The following is a 21,607-nucleotide window of genomic DNA, read 5'->3' on the forward strand; positions in this document are numbered from 1 at the left end:
GCCACTGCCGCGGGCCGGTGCCTGAACTCCGCGTGCCGGTGAGCACTACGTCGAGAACGGGGAGGACGCGCCTTGAGCGCGAGGGCGGCCACGACGGCCGGACGCCGACAGTGGTCGGGCGTTCTCCTCCAGGGACTGCCCGCGCCGATGAGCGCGCCGAAGCACTGGGCGATGGCCATTCGGGTGTCGCCGCCATGCCAACCCGCTCGTGAACCCCGTCGCGATTTCCGCGGCCCCCGCTGTCGAAACCCGCGGCCGACGGACCGTTGCGCCGGGGTCACCGGCCGTGCTGGGACGCTGCGGCGTGCGTGCCGAGGTCGTCGAGGGTGAGCTGGTGGCGGGGCGGGTGCTCGAGGACGGTCCGGCGGGTGACGACCTGGTCGGCGCCGACGTGCAGCAGCTGCCCGGGCTCCAGGTTCTGCCAGCCGGGGTCCTCGTCCATCCGTTCGCTCGCCACGACGACGGCGCGGTGGTGGGCCAGCGGGCCGGACCGGGCCCGGATGCGGCCTGCCGTGCTGGTGTGCTCGAGGTGGCGGTCGCCGTGCGGGCCGCCGGGCGCGCGCCGCAGCACGAACAGGTCGTGGGTGTCGGGGTAGCGCAGCGCCCACAGCTCGGTGGCGGTGGTCAGGATCAGGTTCAGCGCGTAGATCGGCAGGTGCTCCGCGGCCCACCGGGCGGCAGCCGCGATTCCCGCGCCGACGTCGCCCCCGCGCGCGTCCGTCTCCTTGGTGATCAAGGCGAAGAACCGCTCCGAGTCGGTGTCGCCTTCGACGAGGTCCCGCTGGTCGCCGAGCCGTTCCTCCAGGCCCGGCAGGTCGCCGATCACGCCGTTGTGCGCGAAGAGGCGGCCGCGCTGCACGAAGGGGTGGGTGTTGCGGAGTTCCAGGCCGCCGGTGGAGGCGTAGCGGATGTGTGCGAGGAACGTCACCGACTCGCATTGTTTGGCTTCGTAGGCGAACTTCTCATCCGCGTAAGCAGCCAGCGGCTGCTTCCACACGTGCGGCCGGCCCTGGGAGTCGAAGACGCCCAGGCCAGTCCCGTCCGGTTCTCGCCGGCTCTGCGCGGCGAGGCTGTCGGGGGCTTCGAGCAGCCAGAACGTCGCGTGTACCCGTTGTGGCGCGGCGGACAAACCGAACAGACGACACATCTCGAACCCTTCTCCCGGCGGCTGTACAGACGAGTACCCGGGACGCGTCGGTCAAACAGCGAGGGGACCGACGAACTGTTGTCGTATCCAACAGTGTGGCGACAGCGCGGGCGTCAGTAGTCGATGTGCGCGACGAGCAGGTTCGGATCGGTGTGACTGACCACCGCCCCGTCGCACACGTACACGGTGCCGTTCGACACCTTGACCGCGGTCGGGCCGGAAAGGCCGTCGGCGGCGGTCAGCAGCGTGCGGACCTGGCCGTCCGGGTGGACGAGGACGACCTGGTCGGCGAGGGGCAGCGCCAGCAGGATGAGATCGGTGCCGGGCACGAAGGTGAAGTTGTCGACCAGCCCCAACCCGCTGGCGACGGTCTGCACGGCTCCCGCGCTGCCGTCAGGCCGCATCGGGATCCTTAGGATCGTGCCGTGGTCGGTGTTGCTGACCCACACGGCGCCACCGTGCAGGCTGATGCCGTTGGCGCCCAGGAACGAGGTCCTCGCCAGCGCCGGATCGGTGGCCCAGGCCACGGGCGTTCCGCCGCCGATCGGGACGCGCCACACGGTCGCCAGCGTGGAGTCGGCGATGTACAGCTGCCCGCGGAGCTGGTCGAGGACCATGCCGTTCGGAAACCCGCTCGGCGGCAGCGCGGCGAGCTGGACGGGCGCCTGGCCGCGGCTGATCCGCCAGACGCCGGTGTTCGCGTCACCGGTGCAGTCGAGCACGTAGAGCGCGCCGTCCGACGAGCGCGCGAGCCCCATGCTGCTGGGGGCGCCGGCCACCGGGCAGTTGCCCGTGCGCGGGAGCCGACCGAGCACCTGGACCTGTCCGCCGAGCGTCACCCGGGCCACTTGGCCGGCGGCCGAGAACGAGATGTCCGCCGAGCCGTCGGGTTCGACCGCGACGGCCTCGGGCGTCTGCCCGGCGCTCTCGTCGAGGTGCGCCACGACATGGGCGTCGGACACCGTCACATCGCAGGTGGCCGCGGCGGTCGAACTGATGACGGCGCCGGCCACGGCCGCGACGATGGCCATTCTGTGGAGTCGCATGATCCGAGTCCCTCCTCGTACCTCTGGTCATTCACCTTCTAGACGAACGGAGAGGACCGAGAAGGACAGCCGGATCGGCGGCATAACTCTTGCCATAACATCGGCACTAACCGACCTTCGTCGGTTGTCGGAAATTTCCCACCGCCGCACAGTATCGGACACGGTTTCCCCGAATAAACGAGTCCCCTTTCGGCGTGAAGGAGAATTCCATGGCCATCGCACTCGACAAGAAATTGATGGGAATGGCGCTGACGTGCGGCGTCGTCGCCACGACGGTCACGCTGGCGTTGAGCCCGGCCGCCGGTGCGGCGACGGTGAACGGTCACGGCGCTCCCGTGCCGAACGGCCTGACGCTGACCCACCCGCTCGCCGACAACAGCCATTTCAAGCTGGGCGCGATGAGCGCGCGGGCCGCCAAGGCCGCGGTCAGCCTGAACTACAGCCAGCAGGTCCAGCAGAACGACGAATGGTGCTGGGCCGCGGACGGCGCGAGCATCGAGCAGTTCCACGGCGCGGCGACGTCCCAGGATGCCTTCTGCGCGGCCGGGAAAGGGGCCACCCCCGGGTACTGCCCGAACGAGGCGGCGCAGATCGACGAAATCGTCAACGGGTTCCACGGCACCGGTTTCTCCGCCGACAGCGCCGGCGGCGCGGTGTCCTACTCGACGATCACCCAGCAGATCGACGCCGGCAACCCGGCGCTGACCGGGATCTACTGGACCTCCGGCGGCGGCCACGCCGAGGTGATCTACGGCTACGACGCGGCCAACCAGTCGATGGACGTCGGCGACCCGTGGCCCACCTACCAGCGCTACCGCACCCAGTCCTACGACAGCTACCTGCAGAACAGCGACTTCACGTGGGGCGACACGGTCGTCGACATCGCCGGCGGACGGTGAGGTAGCCGTGGCCAGGTCTGCGTGGTCCGTGGTGGCGGCGGCAGTGCTGGCGCTGGGCGTGCCCGGCCCGGCGGCGGCCGCGGCACCGGCGTGGGAACCGACGACGGCGAGCCAGCTCTCGGCGGCCGTCGTCGCGGCCCACACCCCGCGAGCGCTCGGCTACGCGCGGACGAACCTGCGCAGACCTGGTCAGCCGGACCCCGCCGGGATCACCGTTGCGGACACGGGAATCCCCGCCTACACCCTCGCCCCGGCTTTCGTCCGCGACGGGACCGGCCCGGCGGCGGTCCTGCGCTACGTCGCGGTCGTGGCGCGGACCCCGGACGGGCGCACCAGCACGATCGAGGCCGCCCCGTCGACGGCCGCCCGGCCGGATTCCGGCTGGCGCGTCGACAGCGTCCTCTCCGGCGACGACGAGACCCGGCTGGCCCGGCAGCTGCACCCGGGAACGGTGCTGCTGAACGAACCCCAGATCAACGGCTGGTACGAGCTCGGCGCGACCGGCGTCCGCCTGCTGCGCGCCAGCCTGCCGCAAAGCGCGGTGGGAGCGTTCGTCTCCCTGGCCGACTACCAGCGCCAGGTCCACGACCGATACGCGGACAAGCAGGTGGCAGCTCACCCGGCGGCTGCTCCCGCCGCGGGGTCGACGCTGGCCCGCTGGTGGCCGCCGGGTGCCGCAGCCGTCATCGTGGCGGCCGCGGCCGCGGCGATGATCGCCCGACGCCGCCACCGTGGCCGGAATTCCCTCGGCTGAACACTCGAAGCAGCCTGACATCCGGCACGTGCGCCCCCGGATCGCCCAGGAGCCCGGGTCTCCCGGCTCCGCGCCGGTGGAGTACCACTTGGACGTCCACTTGTGACTGTTGTACGAGACAACATCGTTCCGCACGTGGGCACTCCGGGTCGCGACGCCACCGCAGCCGGCGGGCGGCGTGGTGGGGGTGATCGGCGGGCGCCCGCGCCGACCGGCCGCCCGCGGAATAGCGCGGATGCGCCGCGCGTAGGTACATCTGCACGTCCAGGTGCGTTTCACCTGGCGCCCCAGCTTCGCGCCGCAAGGCGGGGAAGGGAGAGCTGTGCCTCAGCATGCCGAGTACCACAAGAACCCGGAAGCCGTGTCGCGGCTGGATCCGGAGCAGTACCGCGTGACCCAGCAGGACGGCACGGAGCGCCCGTTCGCGAACGCGTACTGGGACAACCACGAGCCGGGCATCTACGTCGACGTCGTGTCCGGCGAGCCGCTGTTCGCTTCGGTCGACAAGTACGACAGCCGATCCGGGTGGCCGAGCTTCACCAAGCCGATCGACAAGGCGAACGTCGTCGAGCGGGAAGATTTCAGCCACGGCATGATCCGGGCGGAGGTCCGCTCGCTCAGCGGGGACAGCCACCTCGGCCACGTCTTCAATGACGGCCCGCTCGACAAGGGCGGAATGCGCTACTGCATCAACTCCGCGTCGTTGCGCTTCATCCACCTCGACGACCTGGAAGACGCGGGCTACGGCGACTACCGCACCCTGTTCACCAGCGACACCGACGGCAAGTGAGGACACCGGCGCGCGAACTGCGGTTCGTGCGCCGGCCCGACCGAGGAGAGCCCATGCCAGCCACGGTCTCGGCCCTGGTGGAGATCGTCGCGCTGCTGCTCTCCCCCGTGCACGCCTTCGAAGGCCGTCCCGCGGACGGCCCGCGGCCCGACCCCGAACCCGTCGAGCGCGACGAGGTGACCGTGCGCGCCGGGCTCGGGCTCGTCGGTGACCGGTACTTCAACCAGCCCGCCCACCGCCGGGCCGCCGTCACCCTCTTCGCCGCCGAGTCACTCGACGTTCTCGCGCGGGACCTCGGCCTCGCCGCCGTGCCGGACCCGCACCTGCCGCGACGCAACATCGTCGTGCGCGGGTTTCCCGTCGACGAGCTGGCCGCGCCGCGTGGCGGGACCGGAGCCGTCTTCGGCGTCGACTCCGGGGCCGGCGAAGTCCGGTTCCAGGCCTACCGCCCGGCCCACCCGTGCGCCTGGATGGACGTGGTGCTGGCGCCCGGCGCGTTCCGCGGGCTGCGCGGGCACGGCGGCGTGCGTTGCACCCCTCTCGACGACGGAATCCTGCGGGTCGGTCCCGCGGCCCTCACCGTGGTGCCCTCCACCGCGGCCGCGGTCGCACCGAATCCGCGACCGTGACCGTGACGAGCGACTGCATCATGGCCTCCGAGGCCGGGCTCAGCCGACGTCCGGCCGCGAGGGTGATCCCGACGAGGTCGAGCGAGATCGGCAGTGCGGTGAGCCGGGGTTGCTCGCGCCGACGAGTTCCGGTAGCGCCGCACGCCCGCGCGGTGGTGGCAATGTGCGAGCCACGGTCGTCGCAGTCGCCCGAGGGACCGACCCGTGCTGCTGGAGGCACAGCGATGACCGGCGATTCGCACGCCAACTGATCGCCACAGCCGCCACCGGCGTCGTCGTCGGCGGCTGGACGTTGCGCACGGTCGCCCATCCGGCACTCGTCACCGAGCAGGACCTCCTCGCCGCGCTGCAGAGCGGCACGACCCGCCGACGACGCCCGGACTCCGCCCAGCTCCAAGATCGCGTTTCGCGATCCGTGGGGTAACACTGTCCGAGTGGACTTGAGCCCTCACCCCGCGCTAAGAAAGCTCGACCAGGTCCAGGAGCGTCCGCGCGTAACCCGTCACAGCCGCCTCGGCCTGATCGGTTCCTTCGTGGGCCGCGGAAGTCCGGTTCACCACCAAGACCACATTGGACTTCCGCGCCACGAGAGTCACCAGACTGCCGTGCGCACTGATCCTCGCCTCTTCACCGAGTCCGCGCACCGGGGTGTCCGCGCCGAGCGTGTACCCCGCGGACGGCCCGTGGTAGCGGGTCACCCTCGACGCGGCCTCTTGTTCGGCTTCGCCTGTGCCACTCGTGTTCCCCGCCCGCCGGTACAGCGAATACTGCGCCTCGACCGCGGACGAGCCACCCCAGACGCAGTCCGCGCCCTCGACGTCACCGGGGCCCGTCAGGCGGACCGGCGTTCCCGCGTCGGGCAAGCCGGGCAGCCGGGGACAGCCGGCGGGCAGCGTCGCCGCTTCGTACCGGCCCGGCCACCACGGGCTGAGCCATGGACGGAGGGCCACAGCGGACGCGGCACCGACCACGACGACGGCCAGCGCCGCGCCCCCGATCAACCACCGCCGCCACCGCGGCCCGGCCTCTGTCATCGGCCCCTCCCGATGTCCTGGTCACCAGCAGCCTAACGCTCCGGCATCCGGCCAGCCCCGCTGGTCCATCCGGGTGGAAGCGGCTGAACCGTGTTGACCGCCGACCGGGTGCACGCGTTGCCTGGTAATGCCGGACGAGGGGCCCGGCCGGGGGCGCATGGGGGATCCAGCACGCTGTCGTGCGCTAACTGAATACAGCCACTAGGGGGTAGTGGAGTTGTTCCATCGGAAACGCTTTCCCATGGCCATTCTATTGGCCGCGTTACTGGCATTGACCGGAACCTTCACCATTGTGCAGCCGGCGGCCGCGGCCGGTTTCAGCGGCAACGCCATCGGGGATGCGGTGGTCGCGACCATCGTGAACCGCGCAAACCACAATTGCCTCGACAGCGACTACAACGGCAACGTCTACCTCAACACCTGCGGCACCCGGAACTACTACCAGCAGTGGCAGGCGGTCGGCCACACGCTGGTGAACGTCCAGACGGGCCGGTGCCTGGACAGCAACGACGCCGGCGACGTCTACACGCTGGTCTGCAACAACGGCGAGTACCAGCAGTGGGGCGGTGGTGGCGAGCACGTCGTCGGCAACCGGAAGACCCTGCTGGCCGTCAGCGCCGTCGACGAGCACGCGGTGCACGCCTACGCCCCGATCGGGCTGGACGAGCAGCTGTGGGACACGCAGCTGACCGAGGGCCTCTGCGATCCCGACCCGCTGGAGATGCGGATCGACCAGGTCCTCGACGACGACTGGACGAAGATCCAGGACACGCAGCAGAGCACCGAAGGCCTCGCCGGCCCGTGGGACTGGAAGGTGACCAGGGGCGTCGGCACGCACATCACGGCGTCGACGTCCGCCTCGGTCGGCGCGGAATTCGCCGTCGGGCAGTTCAAGGCATCGGCGTCGGGAACCATCACCGAAGGCGTCACGAACGACATGACCTACACCGTCGAACTGCCCTTCCACGCGATCATTCCCAAGGGCCAGGTCATGTACGCCAACTACGGCGCGCACCAGCACAACATCCTTTTTCACTGGCACCGCAGCGCGAAGGACTGCACGAATCTGGAAAGCGGCCAGTACAAGCTCACGGTCCCGTTCGCCCAAGGTTTCTACTGGCGCTGCGAAACGCGGCTGGATCCCGATTGCCGTCAGAAGATCGAGGCGGCGAACAGCGGGAGCAGCCGGGCCCGGCTCGAGGCCTCTTTCTACCCGTACTACGCACTGCTCGAACTGGGCCCGCCGCAGGAACCGCCGCCGCCGGTTCGGAAGGCGACCAACGTCGCCTACACCGGCCCGGCCACGGCCGCCTACCACGACTCCGTCACCGCCTCGGCGAAGGTCACCAGTGAAGGAACGCCCGTCGGCGCCGGTCTGGTCACCTTCGCGCTCGGCCGGAGCAGCTGCGTCGCCGGCGTGAGCCCGTCCGGCACCGCGTCGTGCGCGCTCGACGTCACGGACACGCCGGGCGCGGCCACGATGCGCGTCAGCTACGGGGGTACGGCCGATTTCTTCCCCAGCTCCACGAGCGCGCCCTTCACCATCACCAAGGCACCGACGAAACTCGCTTACACCGGCACCAAGCACATCGCCAACGGCGAGCCCGCCCACCTGGCCGCCGTGCTGACCGAGAACGGGCGCCTGACCGGCCCGCTCGAGGGCCGCGCGGTGCACCTCACCCTGGGCCAAGGCGCGACGCAACAGGCGTGCGACGCGACGTCGGACGCCGCCGGGACCGCGCAGTGCGACACCCCGGCGGCGGACCAGCCGCTGAACGACACCGCGACCGTGCCGGTCGGGGCGAGCTTCGCCGGCGACGCGTTCTACCTGCCCTCCAGCGACTCGGCGACGGCCCGGCTGCAGTACTACACCGGACGCGCCGTCGGGCTCGAGGCCGCGGTGAACCTGCCGTTGCTCCCGCTCGAACTGGGCCCGGCGCCGGACACCGGGCCGGTCCGCACCGCCACCACGTCCCGGACGAGCACGCCGTGCACCGCATCGCTCGGCGTTCTGGTGGTCAACGCGCACGCGCTGTGCCCGCAGGTCGCCACCACCCTCAAACCGGGCACGATCACCGCCACCGTGCGCGTCGACGACGTCCACGTGGGGCTACCCGGCCTGCCGGTGATCGACATCGCCGGGCTGACCGCGACCTCGGTCAGCACCTGCGCCGGCGCGAGCGGCTCGGCGACGATGCGGCTGTCCGTCGCCGGGGAGCAGGTGACCGTGCCGACCCAGCCGAACAGCACGATCCCCCTGGCGGGTGGCGGGCGTATCGTGGTCAACGAGCAGAAACCGGTGCCGGACGCCGACTTCGGACTGGCGGAGACCGCGGTGCACATCGTGCTGCCAGGGCTGACCGGCAGCCTGGTCGACATCACCGTCGGCTCGACGGTCAGCGCGTCGCACAACTGCACGTGAGAACCGCGGTGCCCCTCGGACCAGGTCAGGTCCGAGGGGCACCGCCGTCTCACCCGGTCGCTGATCGCCGAGCACTTCGGCGTCTTCACCTCTGGCGCTCGAGGTCGGAGGCCACCGGGCGCCAGGGCGTATCGTCGGAAGCGTGGAGAAGCGCGTCGCGACGGAGTTGATCGAGGGGGCCCGCGCCGAGACCGAGCGGCTGGTCACGGCCTTGGCGCGGCAACGCGACGACATCGTGGCGGCGTCGCAGTTCGACAGCGGCGACGACGAACACGACCCCGAAGGCGCGACCATCGCTTTCGAGCGGGCACAGGTCCAGGCCCTGCTGCGGCAGGCGCAGGACGACCTCGCGGCGCTCGGGAAGGCCGCCGAACGGGTCGAAGCCGGTGTCTACGACGTCTGCGAACGCTGTGGCGGCCCGATCGCGGAGGACCGCCTGCTCGCCCTGCCGGCCACGCGGATCTGCATCAGCTGCGCGAACCGGAGGTGACGACCCCGGGGTCAAGCCACAACTGGGCCTCTCCAGTCGCAGCCTGAACGCGACCGGCGCGGACCGCGTCGACCCGTTTCCCGTGCGAGCGCGGGGGAAGCCTGCCGAGCCAGTCAGGCTCCCGACCGATCTCAACCATCAGCCGCCGGCGCCGGCGACCAGGTGGGGCGCGCCGACCGCGCGCCACGGTCCTTGACCGCCATCGCCGGCCCGGCCGCGCGTGAGCCCGGTCCCTTGGTGACCTCGATGCGGTGCTTCGCGCCATAGGCGTCCGGTTTGCCAACACCACGTGGCGCCGTGGGGTTCGTGGAGCGTGTGCTGGGCATACCCGGCGAAGATCTACCATATGGTCGAGCAAGAACGACTGCACCGCGGCTTACGCCTGGCCGATGACCGACGGCTTCGCGCTCCTCGCCAACGGGATCGAAGGGACGCGACCATCACGAACTCGTCGGCTCCATCGTCGACCCGACCGAGCGGGCCCACACCGCCAGTGTGCTCCGGCACGCGGTAGCTCGTCGGCTCCGCGCGGCCCAGGCGGCCAGTGGCCCGCGGATCATTCGGACGGCGAAGTGGCGCCCGCCCGTCTTGTCGTACGGAGAAGCCAGTCGACGAATTCGGCCGAGCGCGTAAAGGCCACCGTGGCGGACCGCGGCCTGCGGCGCCCCGAGCTGCTCGACGGCCTTGAGGTACAGCAAGCTCAGCCGCCGCTGGGCGGCATCGTGATCGGCGGCGCGGGCCACCCGGTCCTGGTGAACCATCGTGGCTGCGTGGACCTCTTGCCGATGGACTGTGCTGGCTGCGTCGTGTCGTCGGTCATGTTCGTCTACGTCGCCTGAGCGAACCCGGATGTTGCAGACGTCCACCGCCGGACGTGGCACGAGATCGGGTCATGACCGGCAGTGCACAACTCTGCCGGCACTGCGAAAACCAGTCCGGCAGCGGCCGGTGGGCGCTGATCGACCCCTCGGCCGCCGCGCAGATCACCGAAGACCGCGTGCAGCCGCGACGGCTGCAGCTGGTCGTCGTCCCACCTGCCGTCCGTGCGGCGTCGGGCTGATCCAGCTGCGGTGGGGTGCCACGATCTACGGCCAGATCGAGCTGTCGCTGTGCCCGGTTGAGCGGCGCGGTCTGCTGCTGGGCCTACCCGTCGAGCCCCGCCATTGGCGACGCGGTGTCGGGCGCGTGCTCGCTCGCGCAGCGGCGGCGGGTTCAGCTGGAGTGCCAATCCGCCGGAGGATGCCGATGCGGCCGCGTTCTGGGCTCGGGTCGGAGCACCGCCCGCCCCGGCGACCCGTGCTCGCACCAGGAGGCAGCCGGACTGCGCATCGAACCCCGCTGGCAGAAATGGTGCTGACGCCGCCGAAGAAGCGTTGTTTCAGCCGATAGTATGGGTAATGCACCAACGAACCAGTCCAGCTTTGCGGAATTTTCTTGCCGCATTGCTGCGCCGGACCGGCGAAACAAGAAGCCAGCGCAGCGATCCCGCTCCCCGTGGACAACACCATGCACTCGAGCTGAGCGAGAGTGCGCCCATCAGGTGCGGTCGACTGCCGGCCAACGCCCTGCGCTCCATGATCGCGGACCTCGGCAACGCCTGACCCACCGCGCGACGGAACGGGCAAATAGGTCAAAGTGAGCCGCCAAAGCAGTCATAACCCACATTTGACACACATTCAAATCATGATCGCAGCTACGCACACTCGACATCGCAGTGCGCTCGGAACATCCATTGATCACGCGGGACGATCGCAATAACTACACCTCGGACACGCGAATTCATGTAGTGACCATTCGTTACGAAGTGTGCATCTGGTCACGCTGTCCGGCGTGTGGGACGGTGGGAAGGTTCGGTCGGGTTCGCGAATTTGGGTCGCTTACGATGGGAGCGCCGAATGTCCGGATTCTTGCGAGGATTATCTGGTCGAGTCACAGTCGTGGCTGCAGTTGCCGCGCTTGTCGCCGGAGTCACGGCGGCGCCCGCGCCGGCGGCCACACCGAACGGGGGTGAGGGGCCGAGTTCGGCCGGCTGCGCCGACCGGGTCAACAACACAGCACGCAAGCTCGTGCCCTGCATCAGAACCGACGATCTCTGGCACCACATGCGAGCCTTCCAGGCGATCGCTAACGCCAATCCGGGGCCCGACGGTCATCCGTCGCGCAACTCCGGCGAGCCGGGTTACAAGGCGTCGGCGGACTACGTCGCCCGGGTGATGCGCCAAGCCGGCTATGACGTCAAGATCCAAACCTACAAGTTCTTCTACTTCGCCTACACAGCCTTGCCCGTGTTCAGGGAAACATCTCCCACAGCGCACGACTACACCGTCGTCACCGACTGGAACCCGGGCCAGGCCACCGGGTCCACGACTGCGGCCCTGCAGCCCGCCGGAGGCATCGTCATCCCGCCGACGCCGGCACCCAGCTCTGCCAGCGGCTGCACGGCGAGCGACTTCGCCGGGTTCGTCGCCGGCCGCGTCGCGCTGATCCAGCGGGGCACGTGCCCCTTCGGTGTCAAAGTCCAGAACGCGCAGGCGGCCGGGGCGTCCGGTGTGGTCATCTTCAACGAGGGCAACCCGGGACGGACGGCAGTGCTGAACGGCAACCTGACCGACGCCGCCGGCAACCGGATCGTCCCGACGATCCCGGTTTCGTTCACCTCGTTCGCGACGGGCCAGGACCTGCTCGGCCAATACACCACCGCGGTCCAGGGTGGGACCGCGCTGCCGGTGATCAACCTCGCCGTCAAGGCGGTCGTCAACCCGAACGCCGACGATTACAACGTCATCGCCGAATCCCGGGGCGGGGACCCGAACCACGTCGTGGTCGTCGACGCGCACCTCGACGCGATCTACGGCGCCGGCATGCTGGACAACGCGTCCGGCTCCGCGACGATCCTCGACATCGCCCAGATGATGCACAAGGTCAAGCCGCGCAACAAGCTGCGGTTCATCTGGTTCGGCGGAGAGGAGCTCGGCCTGCTGGGCTCGAAATTCTACGTCAACAACCTCAGCCCGACCGAACTTTCCAAGATCGGCTACGACCTGGACGCGGACGTGACCGCGACGCCGAACTACGTCGTAGGCGTCCTCGACCCGGCCGGCGTCGACCTGTTCGGCCGCACCGTTTCCACGCAGTTCCCGCCCCAGGTGTACGAGCCCTCGAAGGTCGCGCGAGACCAGGGCATCGGGTACTTCACCTCGATCGGGAAGAAGAACATCCTGTTCTCGCCGGTCGGCACCGACGCGTTCAGCTTCAACCAGGCGGGAATTCCCGCGAGCGGAGTGCTGACCGGGCAAGACTGCTGCAAGCTGCAATCGGACGTCGATCTCTTCGGCGGCTCGCTCGGCAACTTCGAAGGAAACGTCCCGGGCACCGACGGCGGCTGCGTCGACAACCCGTTCCGCTGGTGCGACAACCTCGCCAACAACGATCCGAAAGTCATGACGTTCATCTCCCGGGGATTCGCCACCATGGTGGTCGACATGGCCTTCGACACGAGCGTGCTGGCCTCCGGCGGCAAAGTGGCCGCCAAGACGGCGCAGCCGGCGGCCCAGGCCGACTCGGGCACGCTGACCCGATAGTCCGCCGTCTGGAAGGACCTGGTCCGCAGCCACCGGCTGCGGACCAGGTCCTGTCCGGCGGCCCATGATCGGGTCCTTCGTGGCCACCAGGCCCCCCGCCGGAACTCAGAATGCGCCGCCGAGAAACCGCACGTCTTCGAACGGCGCCGGCGCGGCCGGCGGGCCCCCGATTCCTGGGCTCGCCGTGGTCAAGGAAACTCGTCACGGCCGACGGGCGGCACCGTCGCCGCCCGCTTGACGCCCCGGCGACGGCACCACCTCCGCCGTCCGACCGGCCCGGCCCCGAGCCGGTTCGGCCCGCCGGGCAGCACCCGTTCGCAGCGCCATGGAGTCGTCGAGCACGACCACCTCCGCGAACCGCTACCGCCGGCACGGTTCGTCTTGAGGTCCGCGTGGCGCGACAGGTGAGGGAGCAACCCTTGCCGCGACCATACCGGGTATGCATACTTGGTATCCATGTCGGTCAAACACGGTCTGCTGGCCCTGCTGGAGCGGGGTCCGATGTACGGCTACCAGTTGCGGATGGCGTTCGAGGAGTCCACCGGTGGCACCTGGCCACTCAACATCGGGCAGGTCTACACGACGTTGTCGCGGCTGGAACGCGACGAGCTGGTGCGGGCACTACCCGAGGAGGACGGTGGTCAGCGGCCCTACGAAATCACCGACGCCGGCCGGGTCGAAGTGGCCGGCTGGTTCGCCTCTCCGGCGGCTCGCCGGGAACGTCCGCGAGACGAACTGGCGATCAAGCTCGCCCTCGCGCTGACCACGCCGGGCGTGGACGTCCAGGCGGTGATGCAGGTCCAGCGGCGGGCGACGATGGAGACCCTGCAGGAGCTGACCCGGCTCAAGACGCAAGCCAGCGGGCCGCGGGACCTGGCGTGGGGGCTGGTCCTGGATTCGATGTTGTTCCAGGCGGAAACCGAGGTGCGGTGGCTGGATCACTGCGAGGCGACGCTGGTCCGCCACTCCCCCGCCCCGCTGCCCACGTCGTCGCCCGCGCAAGACCCGGCCGAGGAGGCGAGAACCCGATGACCGTGTTGTCGTTGCACGAAGTCCGCCGCGTTCACGGCAGCGGCGAGACCGCGGTGACCGCGCTCGACGGCGTGAGCCTGACGGTCGGCGCCGGGGAGCTGGTCGCGGTGATGGGGCCGTCCGGGTCCGGAAAATCGACCTTGCTCAACCTCAGCGGCGGCCTGGACAGCCCCACCGAAGGCACCGTAACGGTCGACGGCATCGTGCTCGCCGGCTGCCGGCGGCGAGAACTGGCCGCGCTGCGCCGGCAGCGAATCGGCTACGTCTTCCAAGACCTCAACCTGCTCGCCGCCCTCACCGCGGCGGAAAATGTCGCGCTACCCCTGGAACTGGACGGCGTCAAAAGCCGCCGGGCGCGCGAACTGGCGGAGACCGCGCTGTCCGATGTGGACCTCGACGGGCTCGGTGGCCGGTTCCCCGACGAGCTCTCCGGCGGTCAGCAGCAGCGGGTCGCGATCGCCCGTGCGCTGATCGGCCGGCGCCGGCTGGTGCTCGCCGACGAACCCACCGGCGCCCTGGACTCGAGCACCGGCGAGTCGGTGCTGCGGCTCCTGCGTTCCAAAGTGGACGGCGGCGCGGCGGGTGTGCTGGTCACCCACGACGCCCGGCACGCCGCGTGGGCCGACCGGGTGGTGTTCCTGCGGGACGGGCGCATCGTCGACACCACCGGGCCACTCGACCGGCCGGAGGACCTGCTGTCCACTCGGGACGGTCAACGATGAGCAGCTGGCGCCCCGCGATCCGGATCGCCCGCCGGGAAGCCCGCCGGGCCAAGGGCCGCGCGGCACTGGTGCTGGCTCTGATCGCGCTGCCGGTCACGGCGCTGGCCTTCACCGCCGCCGGCTACGACACGTTCACCCTGAACCCCGGCGAGCAGGCCGACCGGATGATGGGGACGGGACAGGCCGTGCTCAGCTGGACCGCCTCGACGCCGGTGCAGCAGCGCCCCGACCGGCTCACCCCCTACACCACCGGCACGCCGGGCCCCGCGCCCCGGCCGAGCGCCGAGCGGCTGCTGGCGTTTCTGCCACCCGGTTCACGCGCGATCCCGCAGGCGACCGGCGAGGAGGCCGTCCGGACCCCGGCCGGCGTCGGCACCCTGGCGACACTGGCGCTGGACTACACCGACCCGCTGGCCCGGGGGATACTCCACCAGCTGTCCGGGCGCGCACCCGCGAGCGCGGACGAAGTGGCACTCACTCCGGCCGCGACCGCGCGCACCGGCGCGCGGGTCGGTGACACCGTCACCTCCGCCGACGGTCGCGACACCCTGCGCGTGGTCGGCACCGTGGAACAGCCCGGCGACCTCGCCGCCGCGACGATCGTGCGCCGGCCCGGCGGCGGGCCGGGCGGTCCGACTTGGCTGGTCGCCACCCCCGCGCCCCTGAGCTGGGACGCCGTCAAGGCGCTCAACACCCACGGGATCACCGCCGTCTCCCGGCAGGTGCTGGCCACCCCGCCGAGCCCGGCCGACCGGTACCCGGACGTGCTGGAGAACGACGACGGCCCGCCAGCCGGCACGTTCGCGCTGATCGCCGGCCTCGCCGTGCTGGAAATCGTGTTGCTCGCCGGGCCCGCGTTCGCGGTCGGCGCCCGCCGGCGCCGCCGGGACCTGGGGCTGGTCTCGGCCGCCGGCGGCACCCCGGCCCACGTCCGCCGGATCGTGCTCGCCGACGGGCTGGTCCTCGGCGGGCTGGCCGCGGGCACCGGCGTCGTCCTCGGCATCGCGCTCGCCGCCGTCCTGCGTTCGCCGCTGGAAACGTTCCTCGGCCAGCGCGCCGGCGCGTTCCGGATCTACCCCGCGGCGCAGGCGACCGTCCTCGGTCTGGCCGTGCTGACCGGGGTGCTGGCCGCGCTGGTCCCCGCGTCGATCTCCGCCCGCCAGGACGTGGTGGCCGCACTGCGCGGACGCCGCGGGATCACCCGGTCCCGGCGACGGTGGCCGGCCCTCGGCGTCGCGCTCGCCGCGGCGGGGGCGGCGGGCACGGTCGCCGGCGCGGCGGGCGACGACCTGGTCGTCGTGCTCGCCGGGGTGATCGCGGTGGAGCTGGGTCTCGTCCTGTGCACCCCCGTCCTGGTCGGGCTGGTGGCCCGGCTGGCTCGCTGGACGCCGCCGGCCGTGCGGATCGCGCTGCGCGACACCGCCCGCAACCGCACCGCGGCCGCACCGGCGATCTCGGCGGTGATGGCCGTCGTGATCGGCAGCCTGGCCGTCAGCGTCATCTTGAGCGCGCAATCCGCCTCCGGCGCGGGGAATTCCCTGTCCGAGCCCGGTGACGTCAGTCTGTACGCCACCGGGGAAGGACCTGCCCGGCAGGCGATTCCGCCCGACGTGATCAGCGCGCTGCGCGCCACGATGCCCGTGCGGGAACTCCACGAGGTCCGGCTGCCCACCTGCGCCACCGGCGGCCAGTGCCTGGTCACCGTCCAGACCCCGGCCGCACAGGCGTGTCCGTACTTCCACCCCGGAAACCGCCCGCCGCAGCCCTCCGCCGACGAACAACGCGCCGCCAGGGCCGATCCGCGCTGCACCGGCGTCGGGGGCAAGTCCAGCTACTTCGGCGGCTCCGCGGTGGGCCTGCGCGGCTCCCGGTCGTTCACCGCGAACGACGCCGTCGTCTTCGTCGTCGACGACACCGCGGTGACCGCCGTGGCCCACGTACCCGCCGGAGACGGCAGCCAGGCCGCCGCCGCCCTCCGGGCCGGCGCGATCGTGGTCAGCGACGCCCGCTACGTCGACGCCGGACAGGTGACGCTGGCCGTCGCCCCGCAGAACGGCCCCGTCGAGCAGACCGCGACGGCACCGGCTTTCGTCCTCCCCCACCCGCCCCGCGCACCGATTGCGCTGCTGACCACCGCCACGGCGACCACCCTCGGGCTCGGCACCATCCCGTACACCGTCGCGGCAACCACCAGCCGGATGCCGACAGCCGACGAACAAGACCGGCTCCAAGCCGTCCTCGGGCAGGAGTTCGAGGTCCGCGTCGACCGCGGCACCCAGCAGGACGGTCAGCCCCTGATGATCCTGGCCATCGTCGCGGCCGTCGTCACCCTCGCCGCGGCCGCTCTGGCCACCGGCCTGACCGCGGCCGACGGACGCGCCGACCTGACCACCCTCGCCGCGCTCGGCGCCTCACCGCGCCTGCGCCGGGCCCTCTTGCTGAGCCAGGCCGGCGTGATCGCCGGGCTCGGCTCGTTCCTCGGCACCCTCGCCGGCCTCGGCACCGCCATCGCCGTCCTGGTCGCGTTGAACCAGGCCACCGCCGACATGTGGCCGGCGCAGCCGCTGCTGCCGATCATCGTGCCCTGGCTCAACATCGGCGCGGCGCTCGTCGTCGTGCCCCTCATCGCCATGCTCGGCGCCGGCCTGCTCACCCGGTCCCGGCTCCCCATCGAACGCTGAGCCCCGCCGCGGATGACAGGTCGGCCCTGAACCCGTCATCCGCGGCGGTATCACCGGCATCCCCTGGACACCGGAGGATTGTGCCCGCGGTCAGTGTCGTCAGCCGACCTTCTCGATCTTCGCCTTTCGCGAACGCCGAGTTGTTCAACAGAGCGCAGCTGCCAGACTTGGCGGTCACCGGCACGGTGATGGACTTGGCGTTGTCCAGGTTGGTGACCTTCAGCATGGTGCCGGCCGGGAACTGGTTGCTCGACGCGGCGGACGCGCCCTGCTCTCCGGACAGCGTCACGGTCGAGCCTTGCCGACAACGTCACCCCCGTGGCCGCGGCGGGGGACTGGTCCGTCGTGCTCTCTGCCTGTGCCAGACCTGCATCTGCCGCCGTGGCACAACTGGCGACGGCAGCCGCTCCGCCGCCCGCGGCGTTCGGGTCCGCGGACGCGGCGCTGTCCTTGGCGGCGGCCTTCTTGTCCTTCGCGGCGTCCTTGTTGTTCTTGGCGGCGTCCTTGGTGGCTTTCTTGTCCTTGGCCGCCATGCCGTTCTGGTCGGCCATACCATTCTGGGTAGCCATGCCGTTCTGGTCGGCAGCCGTCCCGTTGGCGCCGGCATTCGGGTCAGCGGCGACGGCGGTCACCTGGCACGCCCGCGATTGCAGCGCAGTCGGCGGCGTTGACTACGTTGTTGTCGGCGTCCGCACCGTTCTGATCGGCGGCCATGCCACTATGGTTCGCCATACCGTTCTAGGCGGCCATACTGTTGTTGTTCGCCATGCCGTTCTGATCGGCGGCCATTCCGTTGTCCCCGGCATTGGGATCAGCAGCGGCGTTGGCCAGGCAGGCCGCGATGGCAGCGCAATCGGCACCGTTGGCGGCGGCGCTGTTGTCGGCGACCGCACCATTCTGGTCTGCGGCCATACCGTTCTGGGTCGCCATGCCATGGCCGCTGTCGGCCGCACCGTTGTTGTTGGCCATGCCCTGCTGGTTGGCCATGCCCTGGGCCGCGGCGTTCGGATCCAACGAGTCCTTGTGGACGAACCCCGGCATCAGCCACACATCACGCTGCCAGTCCGGCGTCTGCCCGAGCACCTGCCAAGTGCCGTCGTGCAGACTGGCGTCTCCGAACCTGTGCACCCAGACCGCGGCACCAGGGCGCAGCCCGGCCGTGTCCGCCAGCTCCGGTACAACCTCGCGCGCCAGCCCGAAAAAGTACCCGAAGAGGATCGAAGGCGTCTTCGTCGTGGTTCGGGCGATAAGTCCGATCGCGTGCTGCCCGTCCCGAAGCGGAACCGTAAACCAATCGCCTTCACGATACTTCTGCTTGGCTCCCCGACGTGTCATCCGAGCTCCCCGATGAACTTGCAGACCACTTCCAGGTACTTTCCGGTGTTGACGTTACTCAACCCGATCGCCGGACCTCGTTGAGGAAGAGGCCGTCGCACGCGGGTAAGACTTGAGAGTGCGGCGACGGCGACCACCATCGCCGGACGGGGCCCGTGCGGCGGAGCCGCCTCACGCGTGGACGGGGCGGAGTCGCGATCGCCGAAACCGGCGGCGCTGCGGGGGGCGACGACTCGAACCGCATTCGAATCAGTACTGTTCGGGTGAAAGCCCATCCTACGGTTCAAACCCGGCTCCGATGGTTACCCTGCCCGCGGTTGAACACACAGCCGATCACTCGCGCGCGGATTCCGTCACCACGGGTCGCGCCGGCCTTCCTCCACGCACCTTCGGTGCGAGACAGCGCGGTGCCCATGACTTCACCATCCGATCCCGCCGCCGAAGGACACCACCCGCTGGTCGGGCAGCCTCACAGCGACGACGAAGAGGGCACGGTCGCCGAGGCCGAAGCCGAAGCCGCGGAAATCCGCACTCCCGAACGACCGCTGGGCGGAATCGGCAAGCGGATCGACCGCCGATCGCCGTTCTTCATCGGCATGACCGCCGCGGCCGGGGTCGCCGTCACCTACGGCCTGATCCGGCTCCTCGCCGGCGCCGAGCAGATCCTCGTCCTGGTGGGACTTGCGCTGTTCCTCGCCATCGGCGCGGAACCGGCCGTGTCGTGGCTGGTCACCCGCCGATTTCCGCGCTGGCTGGCCGTCACCACCGTGTTCCTCGTCGCGTTCGGTGCCGTCGGCGGATTCCTCGCCGCCGCGATACCCGTCATCGTCGAACAAGCCGCCGCGCTGGTCAAGCAGGCCCCGGAGTACCTCCGCGAAGCTCAAGACCACAACACCTTCCTGGGCCGGCTCAACGAACGCTTCCACCTGCAGCAGGCGATCGAGTCGGCGTTCAGCTCCGGCGGCGGCCTCACCAGCGGGGTGCTGGGCGCCGGCAAAGCGGTCTTCAACGTCGTGACCGACGCGCTGATCGTGGTCGTCCTCACCATCTACTTCGTCGCCGACCTGCCGCGCATCCGCGCCACGATGTACCGGCTCATCCCGCACTCCCGGCGGCCGCGCGCGATCCTCATCGGCGACGACATCTTCTCCAAGGTCGGCGGGTACGTCCTGGGCAACCTGGCCGTCTCCGTCATCGCCGGCGTCCTCACCCTGGTCTGGTCGCTGATCTTCGGCGTCCCTTACGCCGCGCTCCTGGCCATCGCGGTCGCGGTGCTCGACCTCATCCCGGTGATCGGCTCCGTGATCGGCGGCGTCCTGGTGAGCCTCGTCGCGCTGACCGTCTCACTTCCGGTGTGCCTGGCGACGGTGGGGTTCTTCGTCGTTTACCGGCTCGCCGAGGACTACCTGTTGGTGCCGAAAATCATCGGGAACGTGCTCAAGGTGCCCGCTCTGGTCACTGTCGTCGCCGTCCTGCTCGGTGGCGCGCTGCTCGGCATCATCGGGGCACTGGTCGCCATCCCCGTCGCCGCGGCGGTCCTCCTGCTGGTCAAGGAGGTGCTCTATCCACGCCTCGACCAAGCGTGACGACGGGCAAGGCCGCGGCGCTCCAACACTGATGGCGCTGCCGTTCGAGAACAACCGGACCGACGGCTGATTCCGCTGGAGCTGATTTGCCCGTCATGCGGGGACGGCGCCGAGCACTCGGGTCACTGCCTCGGCGAGTGGCGTGCGGCATGCCGAGTGCCAGGCGACGATGACGTCCGGGCGCAGCAGCAGAGCGCCGTCGGCGGGCAGGCAGACCTCGGCGTGAGCAGGGTCAGGCCGGCCCGGCGAGGTCCACAGTGGACGTCTCGGCGTCGAGCCAGGCGTGGGGCACGCGCGTGCCGGGACGGCCCGCCGGGGCGTAGTGGTCGACGGGCGCGGGGCCGCGGCCGTCGGGCACGAACGCGCCTTCCGCGTACTGGGTGCCGAACATCGTGGCCGGCAGGGCGTCGTGCCGGCTGTCGGGCTGGGTGAAGGCGGCCAGCATGTCGCCGACGTGCCCGCGGACCGTGCTAGAGGCTTCGGCGATCGCGTAGCCGGCCGGATGGCGTTCGGCGTGGTAGCTGTCGAGCAGGGCGGGCGCCGCCTGCCCGGCCAGTACGGCCGCGAGCTTCCAGGCGAGGTTGGCCGCGTCGGCGATGGCGGTGTTGGCTCCGGCCGCGGCCGTCGCGAAACCGGTCGGCCACGCGCATCGCCGACTCCCAGGGCGAGCGGCTGAGCAGTTCGACGTCGAGATCCGGCAGGCCGATCACGATGTGCAGGAGGTCGTGCCAGTCGCCATCGCCGAGCGTGGACGCCTCCGGGAAATCGGCCGTCGAGAACAGCCACCGGTCCGTGCCGTTGACCGAGAGGAAGGCGCCCGACGCGACCGGATTACTGATCTCGCACAGGTTGAACGGCTTTTCCCGCACCAAATCCGTGAGATCGGCGCGGAAATAAAGATCGAGGTTGTCGGTGAGGTGGCCGTGGCCGCTGCGGTCGATACCCAATGCGGTGCGGACGGGACTGCGTGCGCCGTCGGCGGCGATCAGGTCGTCCGCGCTCAACTCGTACGGTTCGCCCCGGTCGGTCGCGGCCCGGCGCAGGATCGGCTCCAGCACACCTGCGGGCACAGCACGTTCAGTCCCGGGCTCAGCTCGGGAATCCTCGCCTGCTGCAGTCGCCGTTGCCGCATGGTGCCGGTCATTTCCCGTACCCGGGCGGCGGCCAGTGTGTCGGACCGGCCAGGACTTCGGTGAACGACGCCAGCGGCGCACTCGCCTCGGCGACCTCGGTCGCGAGGCCGAGCAGGCGGAACACCTCGGTGCTGCGCGGGTTGGACCGGCGCGCCTTCGGCTGCGGCGATACACCGGCGTGCTTCTCGACCAGCACCGGATCCACCCCTTCGCGGCGCGGCGGCGGTCAACCCGGCGATGTCGGCGCCGCTGATCAGAACCGGAACATCCGTGACTACCGGGACGAGCCGGCGGGAGCGCAAGAAGGCGGCTACCCACCAGGCGCT

At 70.5% G+C, this 21,607-nt stretch carries 20 protein-coding genes and 1 pseudogene; 13 read left to right on the top strand and 8 right to left on the bottom strand.

What is annotated here, in order from left to right:
* Positions 1-277: 277 nt before the first annotated feature.
* Complete coding sequence (locus ACZ7OH_RS47340; RefSeq protein ID WP_470286937.1) at positions 278-1,147, bottom strand: class II glutamine amidotransferase; 870 nt, start codon at positions 1,145-1,147, stop codon at positions 278-280.
* A 113-nt stretch (positions 1,148-1,260) separates the two neighbouring features.
* Positions 1,261-2,193 (bottom strand): SMP-30/gluconolactonase/LRE family protein, encoded by a 933-nt coding sequence (locus tag ACZ7OH_RS47345; RefSeq protein ID WP_470286938.1) that lies wholly within the window; start codon positions 2,191-2,193, stop codon positions 1,261-1,263.
* 209 nt (positions 2,194-2,402) lie between these two features.
* Here ACZ7OH_RS47345 and ACZ7OH_RS47350 point away from each other — a divergent pair, with 209 nt between their 5' ends.
* The 4 genes from ACZ7OH_RS47350 to ACZ7OH_RS47365 all read left to right on the top strand — a co-directional run bounded on the left by ACZ7OH_RS47350 (position 2,403) and on the right by ACZ7OH_RS47365 (position 5,265).
* A complete protein-coding gene (locus tag ACZ7OH_RS47350) occupies positions 2,403-3,092 on the top strand; it encodes a papain-like cysteine protease family protein (RefSeq protein ID WP_400898488.1) in 690 nt (229 codons plus the stop codon).
* Positions 3,093-3,099: 7 nt separating this feature from the next.
* The gene (locus tag ACZ7OH_RS47355; RefSeq protein WP_470286939.1) at positions 3,100-3,846 is read left to right on the top strand and encodes a hypothetical protein; all 747 of its coding nucleotides are present in this window, start codon (positions 3,100-3,102) and stop codon (positions 3,844-3,846) included.
* A 322-nt stretch (positions 3,847-4,168) separates the two neighbouring features.
* Positions 4,169-4,636 carry a peptide-methionine (R)-S-oxide reductase MsrB gene (gene msrB / locus ACZ7OH_RS47360; RefSeq protein WP_470286940.1) on the top strand — a complete coding sequence of 156 codons (468 nt, stop codon included), beginning with the start codon at positions 4,169-4,171 and terminating at the stop codon, positions 4,634-4,636.
* Positions 4,637-4,689: 53 nt separating this feature from the next.
* On the top strand, positions 4,690-5,265 hold the full coding sequence (locus tag ACZ7OH_RS47365; RefSeq protein WP_470286941.1) for an MOSC domain-containing protein: 576 nt from the start codon (positions 4,690-4,692) through the stop codon (positions 5,263-5,265).
* A gap of 458 nt (positions 5,266-5,723) precedes the next feature.
* On the opposite strand, the gene ACZ7OH_RS47370 is transcribed toward ACZ7OH_RS47365, so the two are convergent.
* Complete coding sequence (locus tag ACZ7OH_RS47370) at positions 5,724-6,299, bottom strand: hypothetical protein (RefSeq protein WP_470286942.1); 576 nt, start codon at positions 6,297-6,299, stop codon at positions 5,724-5,726.
* 271 nt (positions 6,300-6,570) lie between these two features.
* Between ACZ7OH_RS47370 and ACZ7OH_RS47375 the strand changes: the two genes are divergently transcribed.
* The 8 genes from ACZ7OH_RS47375 (at position 6,571) to ACZ7OH_RS47410 (ending at position 17,227) form a co-directional block, all read left to right on the top strand.
* Positions 6,571-8,721, top strand: a complete 2,151-nt coding sequence (locus ACZ7OH_RS47375) for a choice-of-anchor P family protein (protein WP_470286943.1) — start codon at positions 6,571-6,573, stop codon at positions 8,719-8,721.
* Positions 8,722-8,863: 142 nt separating this feature from the next.
* On the top strand, positions 8,864-9,211 hold the full coding sequence (locus ACZ7OH_RS47380; protein ID WP_470286944.1) for a TraR/DksA family transcriptional regulator: 348 nt from the start codon (positions 8,864-8,866) through the stop codon (positions 9,209-9,211).
* 572 nt (positions 9,212-9,783) lie between these two features.
* A complete protein-coding gene (locus tag ACZ7OH_RS47385) occupies positions 9,784-10,050 on the top strand; it encodes a hypothetical protein (protein WP_470286945.1) in 267 nt (88 codons plus the stop codon).
* A gap of 53 nt (positions 10,051-10,103) precedes the next feature.
* Complete coding sequence (locus ACZ7OH_RS47390) at positions 10,104-10,271, top strand: hypothetical protein (RefSeq protein WP_470286946.1); 168 nt, start codon at positions 10,104-10,106, stop codon at positions 10,269-10,271.
* Between the two features lie 835 nt (positions 10,272-11,106).
* Positions 11,107-12,792 carry a M28 family peptidase gene (locus tag ACZ7OH_RS47395; protein ID WP_470286947.1) on the top strand — a complete coding sequence of 562 codons (1,686 nt, stop codon included), beginning with the start codon at positions 11,107-11,109 and terminating at the stop codon, positions 12,790-12,792.
* A 456-nt stretch (positions 12,793-13,248) separates the two neighbouring features.
* Entirely contained in the window at positions 13,249-13,824 is a 576-nt protein-coding gene (locus ACZ7OH_RS47400; RefSeq protein ID WP_470286948.1) for a PadR family transcriptional regulator, read from the top strand.
* Positions 13,821-14,546 (top strand): ABC transporter ATP-binding protein, encoded by a 726-nt coding sequence (locus ACZ7OH_RS47405; RefSeq protein WP_470286949.1) that lies wholly within the window; start codon positions 13,821-13,823, stop codon positions 14,544-14,546. The genes ACZ7OH_RS47400 and ACZ7OH_RS47405 overlap by 4 nt, the downstream gene beginning before the upstream one ends.
* A complete protein-coding gene (locus ACZ7OH_RS47410; protein WP_470286950.1) occupies positions 14,543-17,227 on the top strand; it encodes an ABC transporter permease in 2,685 nt (894 codons plus the stop codon). Before ACZ7OH_RS47405 ends, ACZ7OH_RS47410 begins: the two co-directional genes overlap by 4 nt.
* Positions 17,228-17,277: 50 nt before the next feature.
* Here ACZ7OH_RS47410 and ACZ7OH_RS47415 read toward each other — a convergent pair whose 3' ends face one another.
* A complete protein-coding gene (locus tag ACZ7OH_RS47415) occupies positions 17,278-17,859 on the bottom strand; it encodes a hypothetical protein (RefSeq protein WP_470286951.1) in 582 nt (193 codons plus the stop codon).
* A gap of 106 nt (positions 17,860-17,965) precedes the next feature.
* On the bottom strand, positions 17,966-18,562 hold the full coding sequence (locus ACZ7OH_RS47420) for an Imm26 family immunity protein (RefSeq protein ID WP_470286952.1): 597 nt from the start codon (positions 18,560-18,562) through the stop codon (positions 17,966-17,968).
* Between the two features lie 413 nt (positions 18,563-18,975).
* On the opposite strand from ACZ7OH_RS47420, the gene ACZ7OH_RS47425 reads away from it, so the two are divergent.
* Positions 18,976-20,148 (top strand): AI-2E family transporter, encoded by a 1,173-nt coding sequence (locus ACZ7OH_RS47425; RefSeq protein ID WP_470286953.1) that lies wholly within the window; start codon positions 18,976-18,978, stop codon positions 20,146-20,148.
* A gap of 232 nt (positions 20,149-20,380) precedes the next feature.
* Here the strand turns inward: ACZ7OH_RS47425 and ACZ7OH_RS47430 are convergent, their stop codons facing one another.
* From ACZ7OH_RS47430 to ACZ7OH_RS47440, 3 genes and pseudogenes are all read right to left on the bottom strand, one after another.
* Positions 20,381-20,593, bottom strand: coding sequence for a hypothetical protein (locus tag ACZ7OH_RS47430; RefSeq protein ID WP_470286986.1), 213 nt, complete (start codon positions 20,591-20,593; stop codon positions 20,381-20,383).
* 93 nt (positions 20,594-20,686) lie between these two features.
* Positions 20,687-21,362 (bottom strand): annotated as a pseudogene (locus ACZ7OH_RS47435) (FAD-dependent monooxygenase); the annotation flags it as partial.
* Positions 21,289-21,477, bottom strand: a complete 189-nt coding sequence (locus tag ACZ7OH_RS47440; protein WP_470286954.1) for an FAD-dependent monooxygenase — start codon at positions 21,475-21,477, stop codon at positions 21,289-21,291. The gene ACZ7OH_RS47440 and the pseudogene ACZ7OH_RS47435, both read right to left, overlap by 74 nt.
* Between the last annotated feature and the right edge of the window lie 130 nt (positions 21,478-21,607).

The sequence above is a fragment of the Amycolatopsis sp. NPDC114478 genome, assembly GCF_055633805.1.